General features: G+C 53.3%; 15 protein-coding genes. 11 read left to right on the plus strand and 4 right to left on the minus strand.

Annotation, left to right across the window (positions count from 1 at the left end; translation table 11 throughout):
- Positions 1-64 precede the first annotated feature (64 nt).
- From yrfG to pckA, 4 genes are all read left to right on the plus strand, one after another.
- Positions 65-745: a GMP/IMP nucleotidase gene (yrfG, locus tag ABIB59_RS24380; protein ID WP_041851384.1), complete on the plus strand. Its 681-nt coding sequence runs from the start codon at positions 65-67 to the stop codon at positions 743-745.
- Positions 745-1146, plus strand: a complete 402-nt coding sequence (gene hslR / locus ABIB59_RS24385) for a ribosome-associated heat shock protein Hsp15 (RefSeq protein ID WP_041851383.1) — start codon at positions 745-747, stop codon at positions 1144-1146. Before yrfG ends, hslR begins: the two co-directional genes overlap by 1 nt.
- Before the next feature lie 24 nt (positions 1147-1170).
- Positions 1171-2049 (plus strand): Hsp33 family molecular chaperone HslO, encoded by an 879-nt coding sequence (gene hslO, locus ABIB59_RS24390; RefSeq protein ID WP_041851382.1) that lies wholly within the window; start codon positions 1171-1173, stop codon positions 2047-2049.
- Positions 2050-2399: 350 nt separating this feature from the next.
- On the plus strand, positions 2400-4019 hold the full coding sequence (gene pckA, locus ABIB59_RS24395; protein ID WP_041851381.1) for a phosphoenolpyruvate carboxykinase (ATP): 1620 nt from the start codon (positions 2400-2402) through the stop codon (positions 4017-4019).
- A 57-nt stretch (positions 4020-4076) separates the two neighbouring features.
- Here pckA and envZ read toward each other — a convergent pair whose 3' ends face one another.
- Together envZ and ompR are read right to left on the minus strand one after the other, a co-directional pair.
- Positions 4077-5429, minus strand: a complete 1353-nt coding sequence (gene envZ / locus ABIB59_RS24400; protein WP_041851380.1) for a two-component system sensor histidine kinase EnvZ — start codon at positions 5427-5429, stop codon at positions 4077-4079.
- Entirely contained in the window at positions 5426-6145 is a 720-nt protein-coding gene (gene ompR, locus ABIB59_RS24405) for an osmolarity response regulator transcription factor OmpR (RefSeq protein ID WP_001157751.1), read from the minus strand. The genes envZ and ompR overlap by 4 nt, the downstream gene beginning before the upstream one ends.
- 216 nt (positions 6146-6361) lie before the next feature.
- Here ompR and greB point away from each other — a divergent pair, with 216 nt between their 5' ends.
- From greB to feoC, 5 genes are all read left to right on the plus strand, one after another.
- Positions 6362-6835: a transcription elongation factor GreB gene (greB, locus tag ABIB59_RS24410; RefSeq protein ID WP_041851379.1), complete on the plus strand. Its 474-nt coding sequence runs from the start codon at positions 6362-6364 to the stop codon at positions 6833-6835.
- A gap of 98 nt (positions 6836-6933) precedes the next feature.
- A complete protein-coding gene (locus ABIB59_RS24415; protein WP_110295383.1) occupies positions 6934-9264 on the plus strand; it encodes a Tex family protein in 2331 nt (776 codons plus the stop codon).
- A 503-nt stretch (positions 9265-9767) separates the two neighbouring features.
- On the plus strand, positions 9768-9995 hold the full coding sequence (gene feoA, locus ABIB59_RS24420; RefSeq protein WP_041851377.1) for a ferrous iron transporter A: 228 nt from the start codon (positions 9768-9770) through the stop codon (positions 9993-9995).
- Positions 9996-10025: 30 nt separating this feature from the next.
- Positions 10026-12344 carry a Fe(2+) transporter permease subunit FeoB gene (gene feoB / locus ABIB59_RS24425; RefSeq protein WP_079497002.1) on the plus strand — a complete coding sequence of 773 codons (2319 nt, stop codon included), beginning with the start codon at positions 10026-10028 and terminating at the stop codon, positions 12342-12344.
- An 11-nt stretch (positions 12345-12355) separates the two neighbouring features.
- Positions 12356-12601, plus strand: coding sequence for a [Fe-S]-dependent transcriptional repressor FeoC (gene feoC, locus ABIB59_RS24430; RefSeq protein ID WP_354037380.1), 246 nt, complete (start codon positions 12356-12358; stop codon positions 12599-12601).
- A gap of 28 nt (positions 12602-12629) precedes the next feature.
- Here the strand turns inward: feoC and ABIB59_RS24435 are convergent, their stop codons facing one another.
- Positions 12630-12899 (minus strand): YdgH/BhsA/McbA-like domain containing protein, encoded by a 270-nt coding sequence (locus ABIB59_RS24435; protein WP_041851374.1) that lies wholly within the window; start codon positions 12897-12899, stop codon positions 12630-12632.
- 118 nt (positions 12900-13017) lie between these two features.
- The gene (gene bioH / locus ABIB59_RS24440; RefSeq protein WP_107223564.1) at positions 13018-13791 is read right to left on the minus strand and encodes a pimeloyl-ACP methyl ester esterase BioH; all 774 of its coding nucleotides are present in this window, start codon (positions 13789-13791) and stop codon (positions 13018-13020) included.
- Positions 13792-13829: 38 nt separating this feature from the next.
- Between bioH and gntX the strand changes: the two genes are divergently transcribed.
- Both gntX and nfuA read left to right on the plus strand, forming a co-directional pair.
- The gene (gene gntX / locus ABIB59_RS24445) at positions 13830-14513 is read left to right on the plus strand and encodes a DNA utilization protein GntX (protein WP_107223565.1); all 684 of its coding nucleotides are present in this window, start codon (positions 13830-13832) and stop codon (positions 14511-14513) included.
- Between the two features lie 58 nt (positions 14514-14571).
- Positions 14572-15147 (plus strand): Fe-S biogenesis protein NfuA, encoded by a 576-nt coding sequence (nfuA, locus tag ABIB59_RS24450; protein ID WP_041851371.1) that lies wholly within the window; start codon positions 14572-14574, stop codon positions 15145-15147.
- The last annotated feature ends 323 nt before the right edge of the window (positions 15148-15470 follow it).

The following is a 15470-nucleotide window of genomic DNA, read 5'->3' on the forward strand; positions in this document are numbered from 1 at the left end:
TAAATGTCATGCGCGCCGGGTATGTTAACCTGTCGCGCATCGTTATTTCTGGCTGGAGTTTCTTATGCATTTTGATATCGACTGGCAGAACGTGGATACCGTTCTGCTGGACATGGACGGTACGCTGCTCGATCTCGCCTTTGATAATTATTTCTGGCAAAAACTGGTGCCGGAGACGTTTGGCGCAAAGCAGGGCATTTCACCCGCAGAGGCTCAGGCCATTCTTCGTCAGGAATATCATGCCGTTCAGCATACGCTAAACTGGTATTGTCTGGATTACTGGAGCGAACGCTTAGGGCTGGATATCTGCGCTATGACAACACAGCAGGGGCCGCGCGCCGTACTGCGTGAAGATACAGTCCCTTTTCTTGATGCGCTGCAAAAAAGTGGTAAGCGGCGCATTCTGTTGACCAATGCGCATCCGCATAATCTCGCGGTGAAACTTGAGCACACCGGTCTGGCATCACACCTTGATTTATTACTTTCCACCCACACATTTGGTTATCCGAAAGAGGATCAGCGTTTGTGGCAAGCCGTGGCGCAAGAGACCGGCTTAAACGCCGAAAGAACGCTGTTCATTGATGACAGTGAACCCATTCTGGATGCCGCCGCAAAATTTGGCATTCGTTACTGCCTGGGCGTAACCAACCCGGATTCAGGTCTGGCGGAGAAAAGCTATTTACGTCATCCTGGCATGAACGATTATCGCCACCTGATTCCCTCGCTGAGCGTGAAGGAGGGGTAATGAAAGAACAGTCAGCACCTGATGTTCGCCTCGATAAATGGCTGTGGGCCGCGCGTTTCTATAAAACACGCGCCTTAGCCCGCGAGATGATCGAAGGCGGCAAAGTGCATTACAACGGTCAGCGCAGCAAGCCGAGTAAAATCGTCGAACTGAATGCCACGCTGACGCTCAGGCAGGGCAATGACGAACGTACGGTGATTATTAAAGCTATTACCGAACAACGCCGCCCCGCCGCAGAAGCCGTCGAAATGTATGAAGAGACTGCGGAAAGCGTAGCGAAGCGCGAAAAAATGGCGCTGGCACGGAAGATGAATGCGCTTACAATGCCGCACCCCGATCGCCGTCCGGATAAAAAAGAACGCCGCGACCTGATGAAATTTAAATACGGTGACAGCGAGTAACGCGCACCCGCAAGAGAGAAAACTATGGCTCAACATGACCAATTACACCGTTACCTGTTCGAGAACTATGCCGTACGCGGTGAACTGGTAACCGTCTCCGAAACCTGGAAGCAGATCCTGGAAAACCATAGCTATCCGCAGCCAGTGAAAAACATTCTCGGCGAGTTGCTGGTCGCGACCAGCCTGCTGACTGCCACCCTGAAATTTGCGGGCGATATTACCGTTCAGCTACAGGGTGATGGCCCAATGAGCCTGGCCGTCATCAACGGTAACAACCGTCAACAGATGCGTGGTGTCGCGCGCGTACAGGGCGACATTGCTGACGATGCCGATCTGAAAACGCTGGTTGGCAATGGCTATCTGGTCATTACCATTACGCCAGAAGAAGGTGAACGTTATCAGGGCGTCGTCGGTCTGGAAGGCGATACGCTGGCAGCGTGTCTGGAAGATTATTTCCTGCGTTCCGAACAACTGCCGACCCGCTTGTTCATCCGTACAGGCGATGTGGAGGGTGCACCGGCTGCAGGCGGTATGCTACTGCAGGTTTTACCCGCACAGGATACCCAGGCGGTGGATTTTGAACACCTGGCAACGCTGACTGAAACGATCAAAGCAGAAGAGCTGCTTACGCTTCCGGCGCAGGATGTTCTGTGGCGTTTGTACCACGAAGAAGAAGTCACCCTGTACGACCCGCAGGATGTGGAATTCAAATGCACCTGCTCTCGTGAGCGCTGTGCTGGCGCATTAAAAACCCTGCCAGATGAAGAAGTTGACAGCATTATTGCCGAAGAGGGCGAGATCGACATGCATTGCGATTACTGCGGTAATCACTATCTGTTTAACGCCATGGATATCGCTGAAATCCGTAACAACGCCTCGCCTGCCGATCCGCAGGTCCACTAAGACCTTCCTTAATCGTCAGCAAAAGCGCCACCTGAACGGTGGCGCTTTTGCATAGCACGTCACGTTTCCGTTAAAATGTTTTCTGAAAGTCTTACGTAATTTACTTTCATGAAAGCGATTACAGTCACAAAGCTGCCGTTAAAAATATCGCTTTACGTCGCTTTAGTGACATTTTCTCGATTATTCTGGCTATTATTGCCAGAAACTGTGTCGCCACGTGACCCATGTCACAGCGTTTTCCGCGTTCCAGGGCTTGTCGAGATACGTAAATCTATGAGCCCCGTCGCGGTCAGGGAATGAGCAACAACCCTACAATTTCAGGCAGTACATATTGGCTAAGGAGTAGTGACATGCGCGTTAACGTTTTAACCCCGCAAGATCTCAAGGCTTATGGTATCAACGATGTTCAGGATATCGTCTATAACCCCGACTACGATACGCTGTATCAGGAAGAGCTCCGTCCAGACCTGGAAGGATACGAGCGCGGAGTATTGACGAATTCTGGTGCTGTCGCCGTCGACACCGGTATTTTCACCGGCCGTTCGCCGAAAGATAAGTATATTGTCCGTGATGACACCACCCGAGACACCGTCTGGTGGTCTGATAAAGGCAAAGGCAAGAACGACAACAAACCGCTCTCGCCCGAAGTCTGGCAACACTTGAAAGGGCTGGTGACGCAACAACTCTCCGGTAAACGTCTGTTTATTATCGACGCCTTTTGTGGCGCCAACGCGGATACCCGTCTCTCCGTTCGTTTCATCACAGAAGTCGCCTGGCAGGCGCACTTTGTGAAGAACATGTTTATCCGTCCGACAAACGAAGAACTCGCTGAGTTTAAACCTGATTTTATTGTCATGAACGGGGCGAAATGCACAAACCCGTTATGGAAAGAACAGGGATTGAATTCAGAAAACTTCGTTGCGTTCAACCTGACCGAACGCATTCAGTTGATTGGTGGTACCTGGTACGGCGGCGAAATGAAAAAAGGGATGTTCTCGATGATGAACTACCTGCTGCCGCTGAAAGGCATCGCATCGATGCACTGCTCGGCAAACGTCGGCGAGAAAGGCGATGTCGCCGTTTTCTTTGGCCTGTCAGGCACCGGGAAAACCACCCTTTCTACCGATCCAAAACGCCGCCTGATTGGCGATGACGAGCATGGCTGGGACGACGACGGCGTCTTCAACTTCGAAGGGGGTTGCTACGCAAAAACCATCCGACTGTCAGAGGAAGCGGAACCGGATATTTTCCACGCCATCCGTCGGGATGCTCTGCTGGAAAACGTGAGCGTACGCGCCGACGGCAGCATCGATTATGACGATGCCTCGAAAACAGAAAATACCCGAGTGTCGTACCCGATCTACCACATCGACAACATCGTTAAGCCCGTTTCAAAAGCCGGGCATGCAACAAAAGTTATCTTCCTGACCGCAGACGCATTCGGCGTGCTGCCGCCTGTTTCCCGCCTTACCGCAAGCCAGACGCAGTATCACTTCTTGTCAGGCTTTACGGCTAAACTGGCGGGCACGGAACGTGGCGTAACGGAGCCTACGCCCACCTTCTCCGCCTGCTTTGGCGCAGCATTCCTGTCGCTGCACCCTACGCAGTACGCAGAGGTGCTGGTGAAACGTATGCAGGCCGTCGGTGCGCAGGCATACCTGGTGAACACTGGCTGGAACGGGACCGGCAAACGCATCTCCATTAAAGATACGCGCGCGATTATCGATGCGATTCTGAATGGTGAACTGGATAACGCCGAGACCTTCACCCTGCCGATGTTTAACCTGGCTATCCCCACAACATTGCCCGGCGTGGAGACAAAAATCCTCGACCCACGTAATACTTACGCATCGCCGGAGCAGTGGCAGGAGAAAGCAACGCAACTGGCTAAACTGTTCGTCAGTAACTTTGAGAAGTATACGGATACCCCTGCGGGTGCCGCACTGGTGAGCGCCGGACCGAAGCTGTAACTTTCCAACGCAAGCCAAACAAAACCCGCCTTCAATTCACTGAAGGCGGGTTTTCTGTTAGTTCTCTTTGCCCGGCGTGTTCAGGCGAGTAATGGGAATCGGCAGCCAGGCACGGATCGACAAGCCTCCCCGCTCACTGGTACCAAGCTCAAGCAAACCGTTGTGGTTATCGACAATACGCTGAACAATCGCCAGCCCAAGACCCGTACCGCTGGTGCTACGCGCACTGTCGCCACGGACAAACGGCTGGAACAGATGTTTGCGCTGCTCCGGCTTGATGCCAGGGCCGTCATCCTCCACCTGGAACCAGGCGCGATTAAGCTCCGTACCGCTACTGACCTTGATCCAGCCATTACCGTAACGGGCAGCGTTCACCACCATATTGGCAACGGCACGCTTAATCGAAAGCGGGTGCATACGAACCAGAATTTCGCTGTCATTAAGCGCCGTATCAATTTCACGCTCATAGCCACTCTCGGCCGCTACCACTTCGCCCAGGACCGCGTTTAATTCGGCAATTTCCATCGGCATCTCCTGCCCGGTTCGCAGGTAGTCGATAAACTGCTCGATGATGGCGTTGCACTCTTCGATATCTTTATTGATCGATTCCGCAAGGTAGCCATCTTCTTCGGCCATCATCTCTGTGGCCAGACGAATACGCGTCAACGGCGTACGCAAATCGTGGCTCACCCCGGCCATCAGCAGGGTACGGTCATCCGCCAGTTGCTTGACCCCTGACGCCATCTGGTTAAACGCGCGCGTCACAGAACGCACTTCGGAGGCACCGTATTCACGCAGCGGCGGCGGAATATGTCCTTTGCCCACTTTTAGCGCGGCATGTTCCAGGTCGACCAGCGGTCGGTTCTGTATTCGGATAAACAGCCATGCGCCCCCTATCGCCAAAAGCATAATAGCCAGCGTGTAGCGGAACAGCGGGGAGAAATCGCCCTGATGAATTTCCGTCAACGGCACGCGTACCCAAATATTGGGCGACAGCCACGTTTTCAACCAGACAACCGGCGAACTCTTGTTAACCTCAACGCGCACTTCCGTTGGGCCACCCAGTTGCTGCGCCATCTGCTGGCTTAAAAATTCATAGTGCTGTGCCCAACGCAGGCCTGCGTCTTCTGCGGCTTCATTGGAATAGAGTGAGATACCGAGTTCGCGATAAATTTCACGGCGAAACGCCGGAGGAACCACCAGTTGTGTACCGTCCTCCAGTTGCAGTTTATCGGTCATCAACATACGAACTTCGTAGGCGAGAACCTTATTAAACTGCTGGAGGCTGGGCAAAATCGCGAAATTCAGCACCACGAGGTAGGTCGTCACAAGGCTGACAAACAGCAATGTGACGATCAACAACAGCGTGCGGGCAAAAGAACTGCGCGGTGAGAAGCGCATTCGCCTCATGCTTTAGAACCGTCCGGCACAAAGACGTAGCCCAGACCCCAAACGGTCTGAATGTAACGTGGGTGAGCCGGATCCTCTTCCACCATGCGACGCAGGCGGGAGATTTGCACGTCGATAGAACGCTCCATCGCGGAGTATTCACGACCACGCGCCAGGTTCATCAGCTTATCGCGCGACAGCGGCTCACGCGGATGGCTCACCAGCGCTTTCAGCACGGCGAACTCACCGCTGGTCAGCGGCATCGGCTCATCTTCGCGGAACATCTCGCGGGTACCGAGGTTCAGCTTGAACTTACCAAATGCGATAACCGCTTCTTCCTGCGAAGGCGCACCAGGCAGTTCATTTGCCTGACGACGCAGTACCGCACGGATACGCGCCAGCAGTTCACGCGGGTTAAACGGTTTTGGAATGTAGTCATCAGCACCGATTTCGAGGCCAACGATACGGTCAACTTCTTCCCCTTTCGCCGTCACCATAATGATCGGCATCGGGTTACTCTGGCTACGCAGGCGGCGACAGATGGACAGGCCATCTTCACCCGGCAGCATTAAGTCGAGAACCATCAAGTGGAATGATTCGCGGGTCAACAGGCGGTCCATTTGCTCCGCGTTAGCGACGCTACGAACCTGGAAGCCCTGCTCGGTAAGATAACGCTCAAGAAGCGCGCGCAGGCGCATATCGTCATCCACTACCAGAATCTTATAATTCTCTTGCATTGTTTTTACTCCCAAAGGTTCCGACAATTATGAATACGTATTCTAAAAAAGTGCGCGTCGAGGACCAGCTAAATCTGGTATAAATTCTAGTCGAAATTGTTACAAAGCATATTTAACAGTAGCTTATATGCACATTGCATCACAGAAATGATGATTAATCCGCACCTTAAGGGGCGGTGATTTGTAAAGAAATCAGAGAAAAAAGAAGGCCACGAAATGAAAACGCCCCTGATCACCCGAGAAGGCTACGACAAGCTGAAACAGGAACTGGATTTTCTCTGGCGTCAGGAGCGCCCGGAAGTCACCAAGAAAGTCACCTGGGCGGCGAGCCTCGGCGATCGCAGTGAAAATGCCGACTACCAGTACAATAAAAAGCGCCTGCGTGAAATAGACCGCCGCGTTCGCTATCTGACAAAGTGCCTGGAAAACCTGAAAATTGTCGATTACTCACCGCAACAGGAAGGCAAAGTCTTCTTCGGCGCGTGGGTGGAAATCGAAAATGACGATGGCAACACATTACGTTTTCGCATTGTCGGTTACGACGAAATTTTTGGTCGCAAAGACTACATCTCTATCGACTCGCCAATGGCGCGCGCGCTGCTGAAAAAAGAGGTCGGCGATGTCGCAGTGGTGCAAACGCCCGCCGGGGAAGCCACCTGGTACGTTAATGAAATCGAGTATGTAAAGTAACGCACCAGGAACTATCCGTTAGCCCCCGGCGCGACTGGCATTTTTCTGTCTCAGTCCGTATAACTATCCCCTGATTTTGTTCAGAAGATGATATTGAAATGATGAATGATTCGCTCTGCCGCATTATTGCGGGTGAACTTCAGGCCAGATCCGAACAGGTAGAAGCTGCCGTTCGCCTGCTTGATGAAGGGAACACCGTGCCGTTTATCGCGCGTTATCGTAAAGAAGTCACCGGCGGTCTGGATGACACGCAGCTGCGTAATCTGGAAACCCGCCTGGGATATTTGCGCGAACTCGAAGAACGCCGCCAGGCCATCCTGAAGTCGATTGGCGAGCAGGGTAAGCTCACCGATGAATTGAGCAAAGCCATCAACGGTACGCTCAGTAAAACCGAACTCGAAGATTTATATTTACCATACAAACCCAAGCGCCGCACCCGTGGGCAAATCGCCATTGAAGCAGGCCTTGAGCCGCTGGCGGATTTGCTGTGGAACGAGCCTTCACACGACCCGGAAAACGAAGCCGCAAAATACATTGATGCCGACAAAGGCGTTGCCGACACCAAAGCAGCGCTGGATGGCGCTCGCTACATCCTGATGGAGCGCTTTGCCGAAGATGCGCAGTTGCTGGCGAAAGTGCGTGATTACCTGTGGAAAAACGCCCATCTAGTCGCCACCGTAGTGAGCGGTAAAGAAGAGGAAGGCGCAAAATTCCGCGATTATTTCGATCACCATGAGCCGATTTCCACCGTGCCGTCACATCGCGCGCTGGCCATGTTCCGCGGCCGCAACGAAGGGGTATTGCAGCTCTCACTGAATGCCGATCCGCAGTTTGATGAGCCGCCAAAAGAGAGCCATTGCGAGCAAATTATTCAGGATCACCTCGGCCTGCGGCTGAATAATGCGCCGGCAGACAGTTGGCGCAAAGGTGTTGTCAGTTGGACATGGCGTATTAAGGTGCTGATGCACCTGGAAACCGAACTGATGGGTACCGTGCGTGAACGTGCGGAAGATGAAGCGATCAACGTCTTCGCCCGTAACCTGCATGACCTGCTGATGGCCGCACCCGCTGGCCTGCGCGCAACGATGGGTCTCGATCCGGGTCTGCGTACCGGTGTGAAAGTCGCCGTTGTCGACGGCACGGGTAAGCTGGTCGCCACTGACACCATTTACCCACACACCGGCCAGGCAGCAAAAGCTGCCGTGGTGGTCGCCGCGCTGTGCGAAAAACACAACGTTGAACTGGTCGCTATCGGCAACGGAACGGCATCGCGTGAAACCGAACGTTTCTTCCTGGACGTGCAGAAACAGTTCCCGAAAGTCACCGCACAGAAAGTGATCGTCAGCGAGGCCGGGGCGTCGGTCTATTCCGCCTCTGAGCTGGCGGCACAGGAGTTCCCGGATCTGGACGTTTCGCTGCGCGGCGCGGTTTCTATCGCCCGTCGTCTGCAGGACCCGCTGGCCGAACTGGTGAAAATCGATCCGAAATCTATCGGGGTTGGTCAGTATCAGCATGACGTCAGCCAGACCCAGCTTGCCCGTAAACTGGATGCGGTGGTGGAAGACTGCGTAAACGCCGTCGGCGTGGACCTGAACACCGCGTCTGTTCCCCTGCTGACTCGCGTTGCCGGTTTAACCCGCATGATGGCGCAGAATATTGTCGCCTGGCGTGATGAGAATGGTCAGTTCCAGAATCGCCAGCAACTATTAAAAGTCAGCCGACTGGGGCCAAAAGCCTTTGAGCAGTGCGCGGGCTTCCTGCGTATCAACCATGGTGATAACCCGCTGGATGCCTCTACCGTGCACCCGGAAGCGTACCCGGTTGTGGAACGTATTCTGGCGGCGACAGAGCAGTCTCTGCGCGATCTGATGGGCAACAGTAGCGGTCTTAAGTCACTGAAAGCGTCCGACTTTACCGACGAGCGCTTCGGGGTACCGACCGTTACTGACATCATCAAAGAGCTGGAAAAACCAGGCCGTGACCCGCGCCCGGAGTTCAAAACCGCCCAGTTTGCTGACGGTGTTGAAACGATGAATGACCTGCTGCCTGGCATGGTGCTTGAAGGTGCGGTGACCAACGTTACCAACTTCGGTGCGTTTGTGGATATCGGCGTGCATCAGGATGGCCTGGTACATATCTCTTCGCTTGCCGATAAATTTGTTGAAGATCCGCATACCGTCGTGAAAGCGGGGGATATCGTCAAAGTAAAAGTGCTGGAAGTGGACCTGCAGCGCAAACGTATTGCGCTGACCATGCGCCTTGATGAGCAGCCGGGAGACAGCAATTCACGGCGTGGTAATGGTGGCGCTCGCGAGGCAGGCAACCGCCCTGCCGCCCGTCCGGCGAAACCACGCGGGCGCGAGTCGCAGCCTGCTGGCAACAGCGCCATGATGGATGCGCTGGCGGCCGCCATGGGCAAAAAACGTTAAACCCTTCGCCCTCTCCTTCGGGAGAGGGTACTCCCCTTTCCATCTGTTCAAATCTAAACAAAGAGGTGTATTGCGTTATTTCTTACCTGCCAGTAACTCTTTGAATAATCTCTGGATTAATTTTCAAAATTATTAACTAATTTTATATTGGTTATATTTTAGTTAATAAAACCGCCTCATAACTCTTTATTATTTAAACTTTATTCTTATTATTAATTTAACCTTAAGTCCGGGTAATAAATTAAATATCCCTTCACTGTTTCTTATTTGTTATTGCAAACGGGAAAGGCAAAACAACATAAATTTTGAGCCATATCAACAATGGCTCGGATTGTGGTTCCGCTTTGCGCAATATCGCGGTTTAATAGTGATGATAAAAACTATTCTCATTATCATTGTATGAGTGGAGTGACACTCATTGCTGTGCTGGCTAACTAACTGGTTTCATGCGCTTTACTGGCGCATGGTGGGAATGTTGTTTGCGATACAGATAAGTAGGTCCTATGCAATTCTCTCCTGACAGTGCGTGGAAAATAACGGGGTTCTCTCGCGAAATTAGCCCTGCGTGGCGCCAGAAACTCCTCTCATTAGGCATGTTGCCCGGTTCATCATTTAATGTCGTGCGCGTAGCCCCCCTTGGTGATCCTATTCACATTGAAACCCGGCGCGTTAATCTGGTCTTGCGTAAGAAAGATCTCGCGTTTCTGGAACTGGAAGCCGTTTCCCGCTAATGGCCCGGCCATGAAAGAGAGAAAAGAACAATGAAAAAATTGACCGTGGGATTAATTGGTAATCCTAATTCCGGCAAGACCACATTATTCAATCAGTTAACTGGTGCGCGCCAGCGCGTGGGGAACTGGGCGGGTGTCACGGTTGAGCGCAAAGAGGGGCAATTCTCTACCACCGACCATCAGGTTACGCTGGTCGATTTGCCCGGTACCTACTCCCTGACCACTATCTCGTCACAGACTTCACTGGATGAGCAAATTGCCTGTCACTACATTCTGAGCGGCGATGCGGACATCCTGATTAACGTCGTGGATGCCTCAAACCTCGAGCGCAACCTCTATCTCACGTTGCAGTTGCTGGAACTTGGCATTCCCTGCGTGGTGGCGCTGAATATGCTGGATATTGCCGAGAAGCAAAAAGTCCGCATTGATATCGACGCCCTCTCCGCTCGCCTCGGCTGCCCGGTTGTTCCGCTGGTGTCCACCCGTGGTCGCGGTATCGACGCGTTAAAAATCGCGCTTGATCGCCATCAGAAAAATAAACAAATCGAGCTTGTTCACTATGCCCAGCCGCTGTCGCGTGAAGCCGATGAGCTGGCGCAAGGCATGGCCGCGGACATGCCCATCCAACAACGTCGCTGGCTGGGCCTGCAAATGCTGGAAGGCGATATCTACAGCCGCGCTTACGCTGGTGATGCCGCCCACAAGCTGGATATTTCACTGGCACGCCTGCAGGATGAAATCGACGATCCCGCACTGCACATTGCCGATGCCCGTTATCAAACCATTGCCGCCATTTGCGAGGCGGTCAGTAACACCCTGACGGCGGAATCCAGCCAGTTTACGGCAGCCGTTGACCGAATCATTCTGAACCGCTTCCTTGGCTTACCGATTTTCCTGTTTGTGATGTACCTGATGTTCCTGCTCGCCATTAACATCGGTGGTGCGTTACAGCCGATTTTTGATGCGGGTTCAGTGGCGATTTTCGTCCACGGTATCCAGTGGCTGGGCTATACGCTGCATTTCCCGGAATGGCTGACCGTTTTCCTGGCTCAGGGGCTGGGCGGTGGTATCAACACGGTGCTACCGCTGGTACCGCAAATCGGCATGATGTACCTGTTCCTCTCATTCCTTGAAGACTCCGGCTATATGGCACGTGCGGCCTTCGTCATGGACCGTTTGATGCAGGCGCTGGGGCTGCCGGGTAAATCCTTCGTGCCGCTGATTGTCGGCTTTGGCTGCAATGTTCCCTCAGTGATGGGGGCCAGGACCCTGGATGCGCCGCGTGAACGTCTGATGACCATGATGATGGCACCGTTTATGTCCTGCGGCGCGCGTCTGGCCATTTTCGCTGTCTTCGCATCGGCCTTCTTCGGCCAGCAGGGGGCGTTACTGGTCTTTTCGCTATACGTGCTGGGCATTGTGATGGCAATCCTTACCGGCCTGATGCTTAAACACACCATCATGCGTGGCGAAGCGTCACCGTTCATTATGGAACTACCGGTCTACCACGTGCCACACCTGAAAAGTCTGGTGTTGCAGACCTGGCAGCGTCTGAAAGGCTTTGTGCTGCGGGCCGGTAAAGTCATTGTGATCGTGAGCATTTTCCTCAGTGCTCTCAATAGTTTCTCTTTGAGCGGTAAAACGGTCGATAACATTAACGATTCTGCGCTGGCGTCAGTAAGCCGCGTCTTTACCCCCATACTGGAACCGATTGGCGTGCACGGTGACCACTGGCAGGCGACCGTTGGCCTGGTGACGGGGGCAATGGCGAAAGAAGTGGTGGTCGGGACGCTCAACTCACTCTATACCGCCGAACACATTCAGAAAGCGGAATTCAATCCCGCAGAATACAGTCTCGGCGATGAACTGATCGCCGCACTCGACGAGACCTGGAGCAGCCTGAAAAACACCTTCAGTCTGAGCGTACTGGCCAACCCTATTGAAGCCAGCAAGGGCGACGGTGAGATGGCAGAAGGCACTATGGGCGTGATGAGTGAGAAATTCGGCAGCGCCGCTGCGGCCTACAGCTACCTGATTTTCGTTCTGCTCTATACGCCGTGCATATCCGTAATGGGCGCCATTGCCCGTGAATCGAGCCGTGGCTGGATGGGGTTCTCCGTGCTGTGGGGGCTGAATATCGCCTATTCACTTGCCACGCTGTTCTATCAGGCCGTGAGTTTTGATGAGCACCCGGTTTACAGCCTCACCTGTATTCTCGCGGTGATCTTATTCAATGTCATCGTGATTGGCGGTCTGCGTCGCGCCAGAAGTCGCGTGGATGTGAATCTCCTGGCCAGCCGCAAAACCGTCGCCAGTTGTTGTGAAAGCCCGGCGGGCGATTGCCACTAAGGACACGAAACATGGCATCGTTAATTGAGGTTCGCGATATGCTTGCTTTACAGGGCCGGATGGAAATCAACCAGCTCTGTAACGCGCTGCATCTCTCCCGGCCAATGGCCGATGCCATGCTGACGCGCATGGAAGCCATGGGCAAAGCAGTACGGATTCAGGAAGAGGCGGACAGCTGTCTGAGCGGCGAGTGCAAACAATGCCCGGAAGGAAAATCGGCCTGCCAGCGTGAATGGTGGTCACTGACAGGATGCTGATAGCGGGTCAGGCGACCCGCTCATAACATTACTTATAGACATCCGCCGTGGCATGGATGTCTTTTTCATTCTTCTCGCCGCTGGTCACAACGAAATATTTGCCGCCCAGCTCATCCGCTTTTTTCGACAGCTCTTTTTTCGCGTCCATGGGTGCCGAGGTATCAGACGTGGTAATCGTCCCCACTTTTGTCAGATTCATACCCGCGACCTTATCTTTTTCGAGTTCCTGCGCTGCCATAACGCCAAACGACAGGGAGCCAATCACCAGAGATGCAACAATACCTGTAACAAGTTTCATAGACTTGATTCTCCTCGGTTTTTTTAGATTGTGATGCTGTGGTAAAGAAAGATAAGCCAACCGCAGCAACGCTCTGAGTATTGTCGTGAAACGGCATTTTTTCCAGGTGGCACAATAATTACACCGTGAAACTATTAAATTCTGTCAATGCTCTGCTGAAATCGTCCGGGTGAGAAATAAAAGGCGCATGGGCAGCTTTAGGAAATATCAGCGACTGGCTTTGTGGCCAGCGCGCATCCAGCGTGGCAACAATTTTGCGCGGCACCAGCCCATCTAATCGCCCGTAAAGCCGCAAGAAGGGAATCTCCAGCCCTGACAGCGCGTCGCGCAGATCTTCTGTTTTGAGGATCTCCAGCCCACCGTTCAGCACCTCTGTTGAGGGCATCGGTAACGACAATACCGCCTGCTTGAGCTGACGTGCATCCTGACGGGCTGTCTCCGTACCCATCGTCTGCAGAGCGAGAAAGCGCTCGACCGTACGTTGAAAATCCTCGCTGAGCTGTCGCTGGAAACCGGCCAGCACATCCGGTTTGATGCCAGGCCATTCATCCTGCGCGCCAAAACAAGGGGATGATGCAACCGTCACCAGGCCGCTGACGCGCTCAGGGGCAAGAAGCGCAACCTTGCTTGCGACAAGCCCGCCGAGGCTCCAGCCCAGCCAGACGGCGCGCTGCGGCGCCTGCGCCAACACACACTCCGCCATCTCTTGCAATGTCATTGCCGAAAATCCGCTACTGCGCCCATAACCCGGAAGGTCCACCAGATGCAGTGTAAATTGCGAGCGTAGTTGCGGCACAATGCAATCCCAAACCTGCGCGTTCAGCCCCCATCCGTGCAACAGCACAAGATGGCAATTTCCTTCGCCTTTGGTTTCCCACCAGATGTTGTTCATCAGTTATCGTTCTCTTTCATAAAACAGGGAGGGTGAACATGCTAACAGCGCCGGGCTTGTGCTGGCTATGTCGAATGCCGCTGGCGGTAGCGCACTGGGGCTTGTGTTCCTGCTGCACCAGGGCGGTAGTTGCCCCCCTGTCCGTTTGTCCAGTCTGTGGTTTGCCTGCCGCGAGCCGTACACTGCCTTGCGGCAGATGCCTGCAAAAACCGCCGCCGTGGCAACGTCTGGTGGCGGTCAGCGATTACGCATTGCCATTGAGTATGCTGGTGCATCAGTTCAAATTCGTGCGACGACCGGAAATGGCAAATGCGCTGGCCCGGCTGCTGGTACTGGCAGTCATCAACGCACGCAGAACAACACAGTGGCAGAAACCCGATATGCTTATCAGCGTACCGCTTTATCGGCATCGCCAGTGGCGCAGAGGATATAACCAAAGTGATCTGCTCTGTCGTGCGCTTGCCCACTGGTTATGCTGTCGTTATGAACCGAGCGCCATTGTCCGCATTCGGGCAACGTCCATTCAGCATCATCTCAGCGCCCGGCTACGCAAACGCAACCTGAAAAATGCCTTTCGCCTTGAATTGCCCGTCCAGGGACTCCATATGGTTATCGTGGATGATGTCGTTACGACCGGCAGCACCGTCGCGGAAATAAGTCGGTTGCTCCTGCGCAACGGCGCGGCGTCTGTTCAGGTATGGTGCCTTTGTCGAACCTTGTAGACCCTCGATGATGGGCGTATTATAACCAAGTAAAATAGTCAACTATTAGGCCATTGCTATGATCCGTATCTCTGATGCTGCGCAAGCGCATTTTGCTAAACTGCTGGCAAATCAGGAAGAAGGGACACAAATCCGTGTATTTGTGATTAACCCAGGCACGCCAAACGCTGAATGCGGCGTCTCTTATTGTCCGCCAGATGCAGTGGAAGCAACTGACACCGCCCTGAAATTTGAACAACTGACCGCCTATGTCGATGAGTTAAGTGCACCGTACCTGGAAGATGCGGAAATTGATTTTGTCACCGATCAGTTGGGTTCCCAGCTCACCCTGAAAGCACCAAACGCGAAGATGCGTAAAGTGTCCGAAGACGCGCCGCTGATGGAACGTGTTGAGTATCTGCTGCAATCGCAGATCAACCCGCAACTGGCAGGCCACGGCGGCCGCGTCACGCTGATGGAAATTACGGATGAAGGCTATGCCATCCTCCAGTTTGGCGGTGGTTGTAACGGCTGTTCAATGGTGGATGTAACGCTGAAAGAAGGGATCGAAAAGCAGTTGCTTAACGAATTCCCGGAACTGAAAGGTGTACGTGATCTTACCGAACACCAGCGCGGCGAGCACTCCTACTACTAAGCCGACTTTTATCTGATGCTCTCCCGATGCGGGAGAGCATGTTACCTGTATCTTTCCCCGCTATCTCGCGCCTCTTTTTTGCACTCATTTCCAGCCTGGAATATGACAGGCATCTCACTTCGTAAATTTTGACCCGCCGGGTGATTCTCTTTTCATGAATGTTACCCGTATCATCTGTGCCAGTACCAAAAATATAAAAACATCCAGCTATCCTTTTAAAAAGTGGATGTAAGGCATATCGGTACTCCAGCGCTTCGTTTTTACAGGGCTAAAACCTGCAATAACCGCTGAAAAACTGACGTTACCCATAACAAATTAAGGCC

It is taken from the genome of Citrobacter sp. UYEF32 (assembly GCF_040546205.1).
Lineage (GTDB): Bacteria > Pseudomonadota > Gammaproteobacteria > Enterobacterales > Enterobacteriaceae > Phytobacter > Phytobacter diazotrophicus.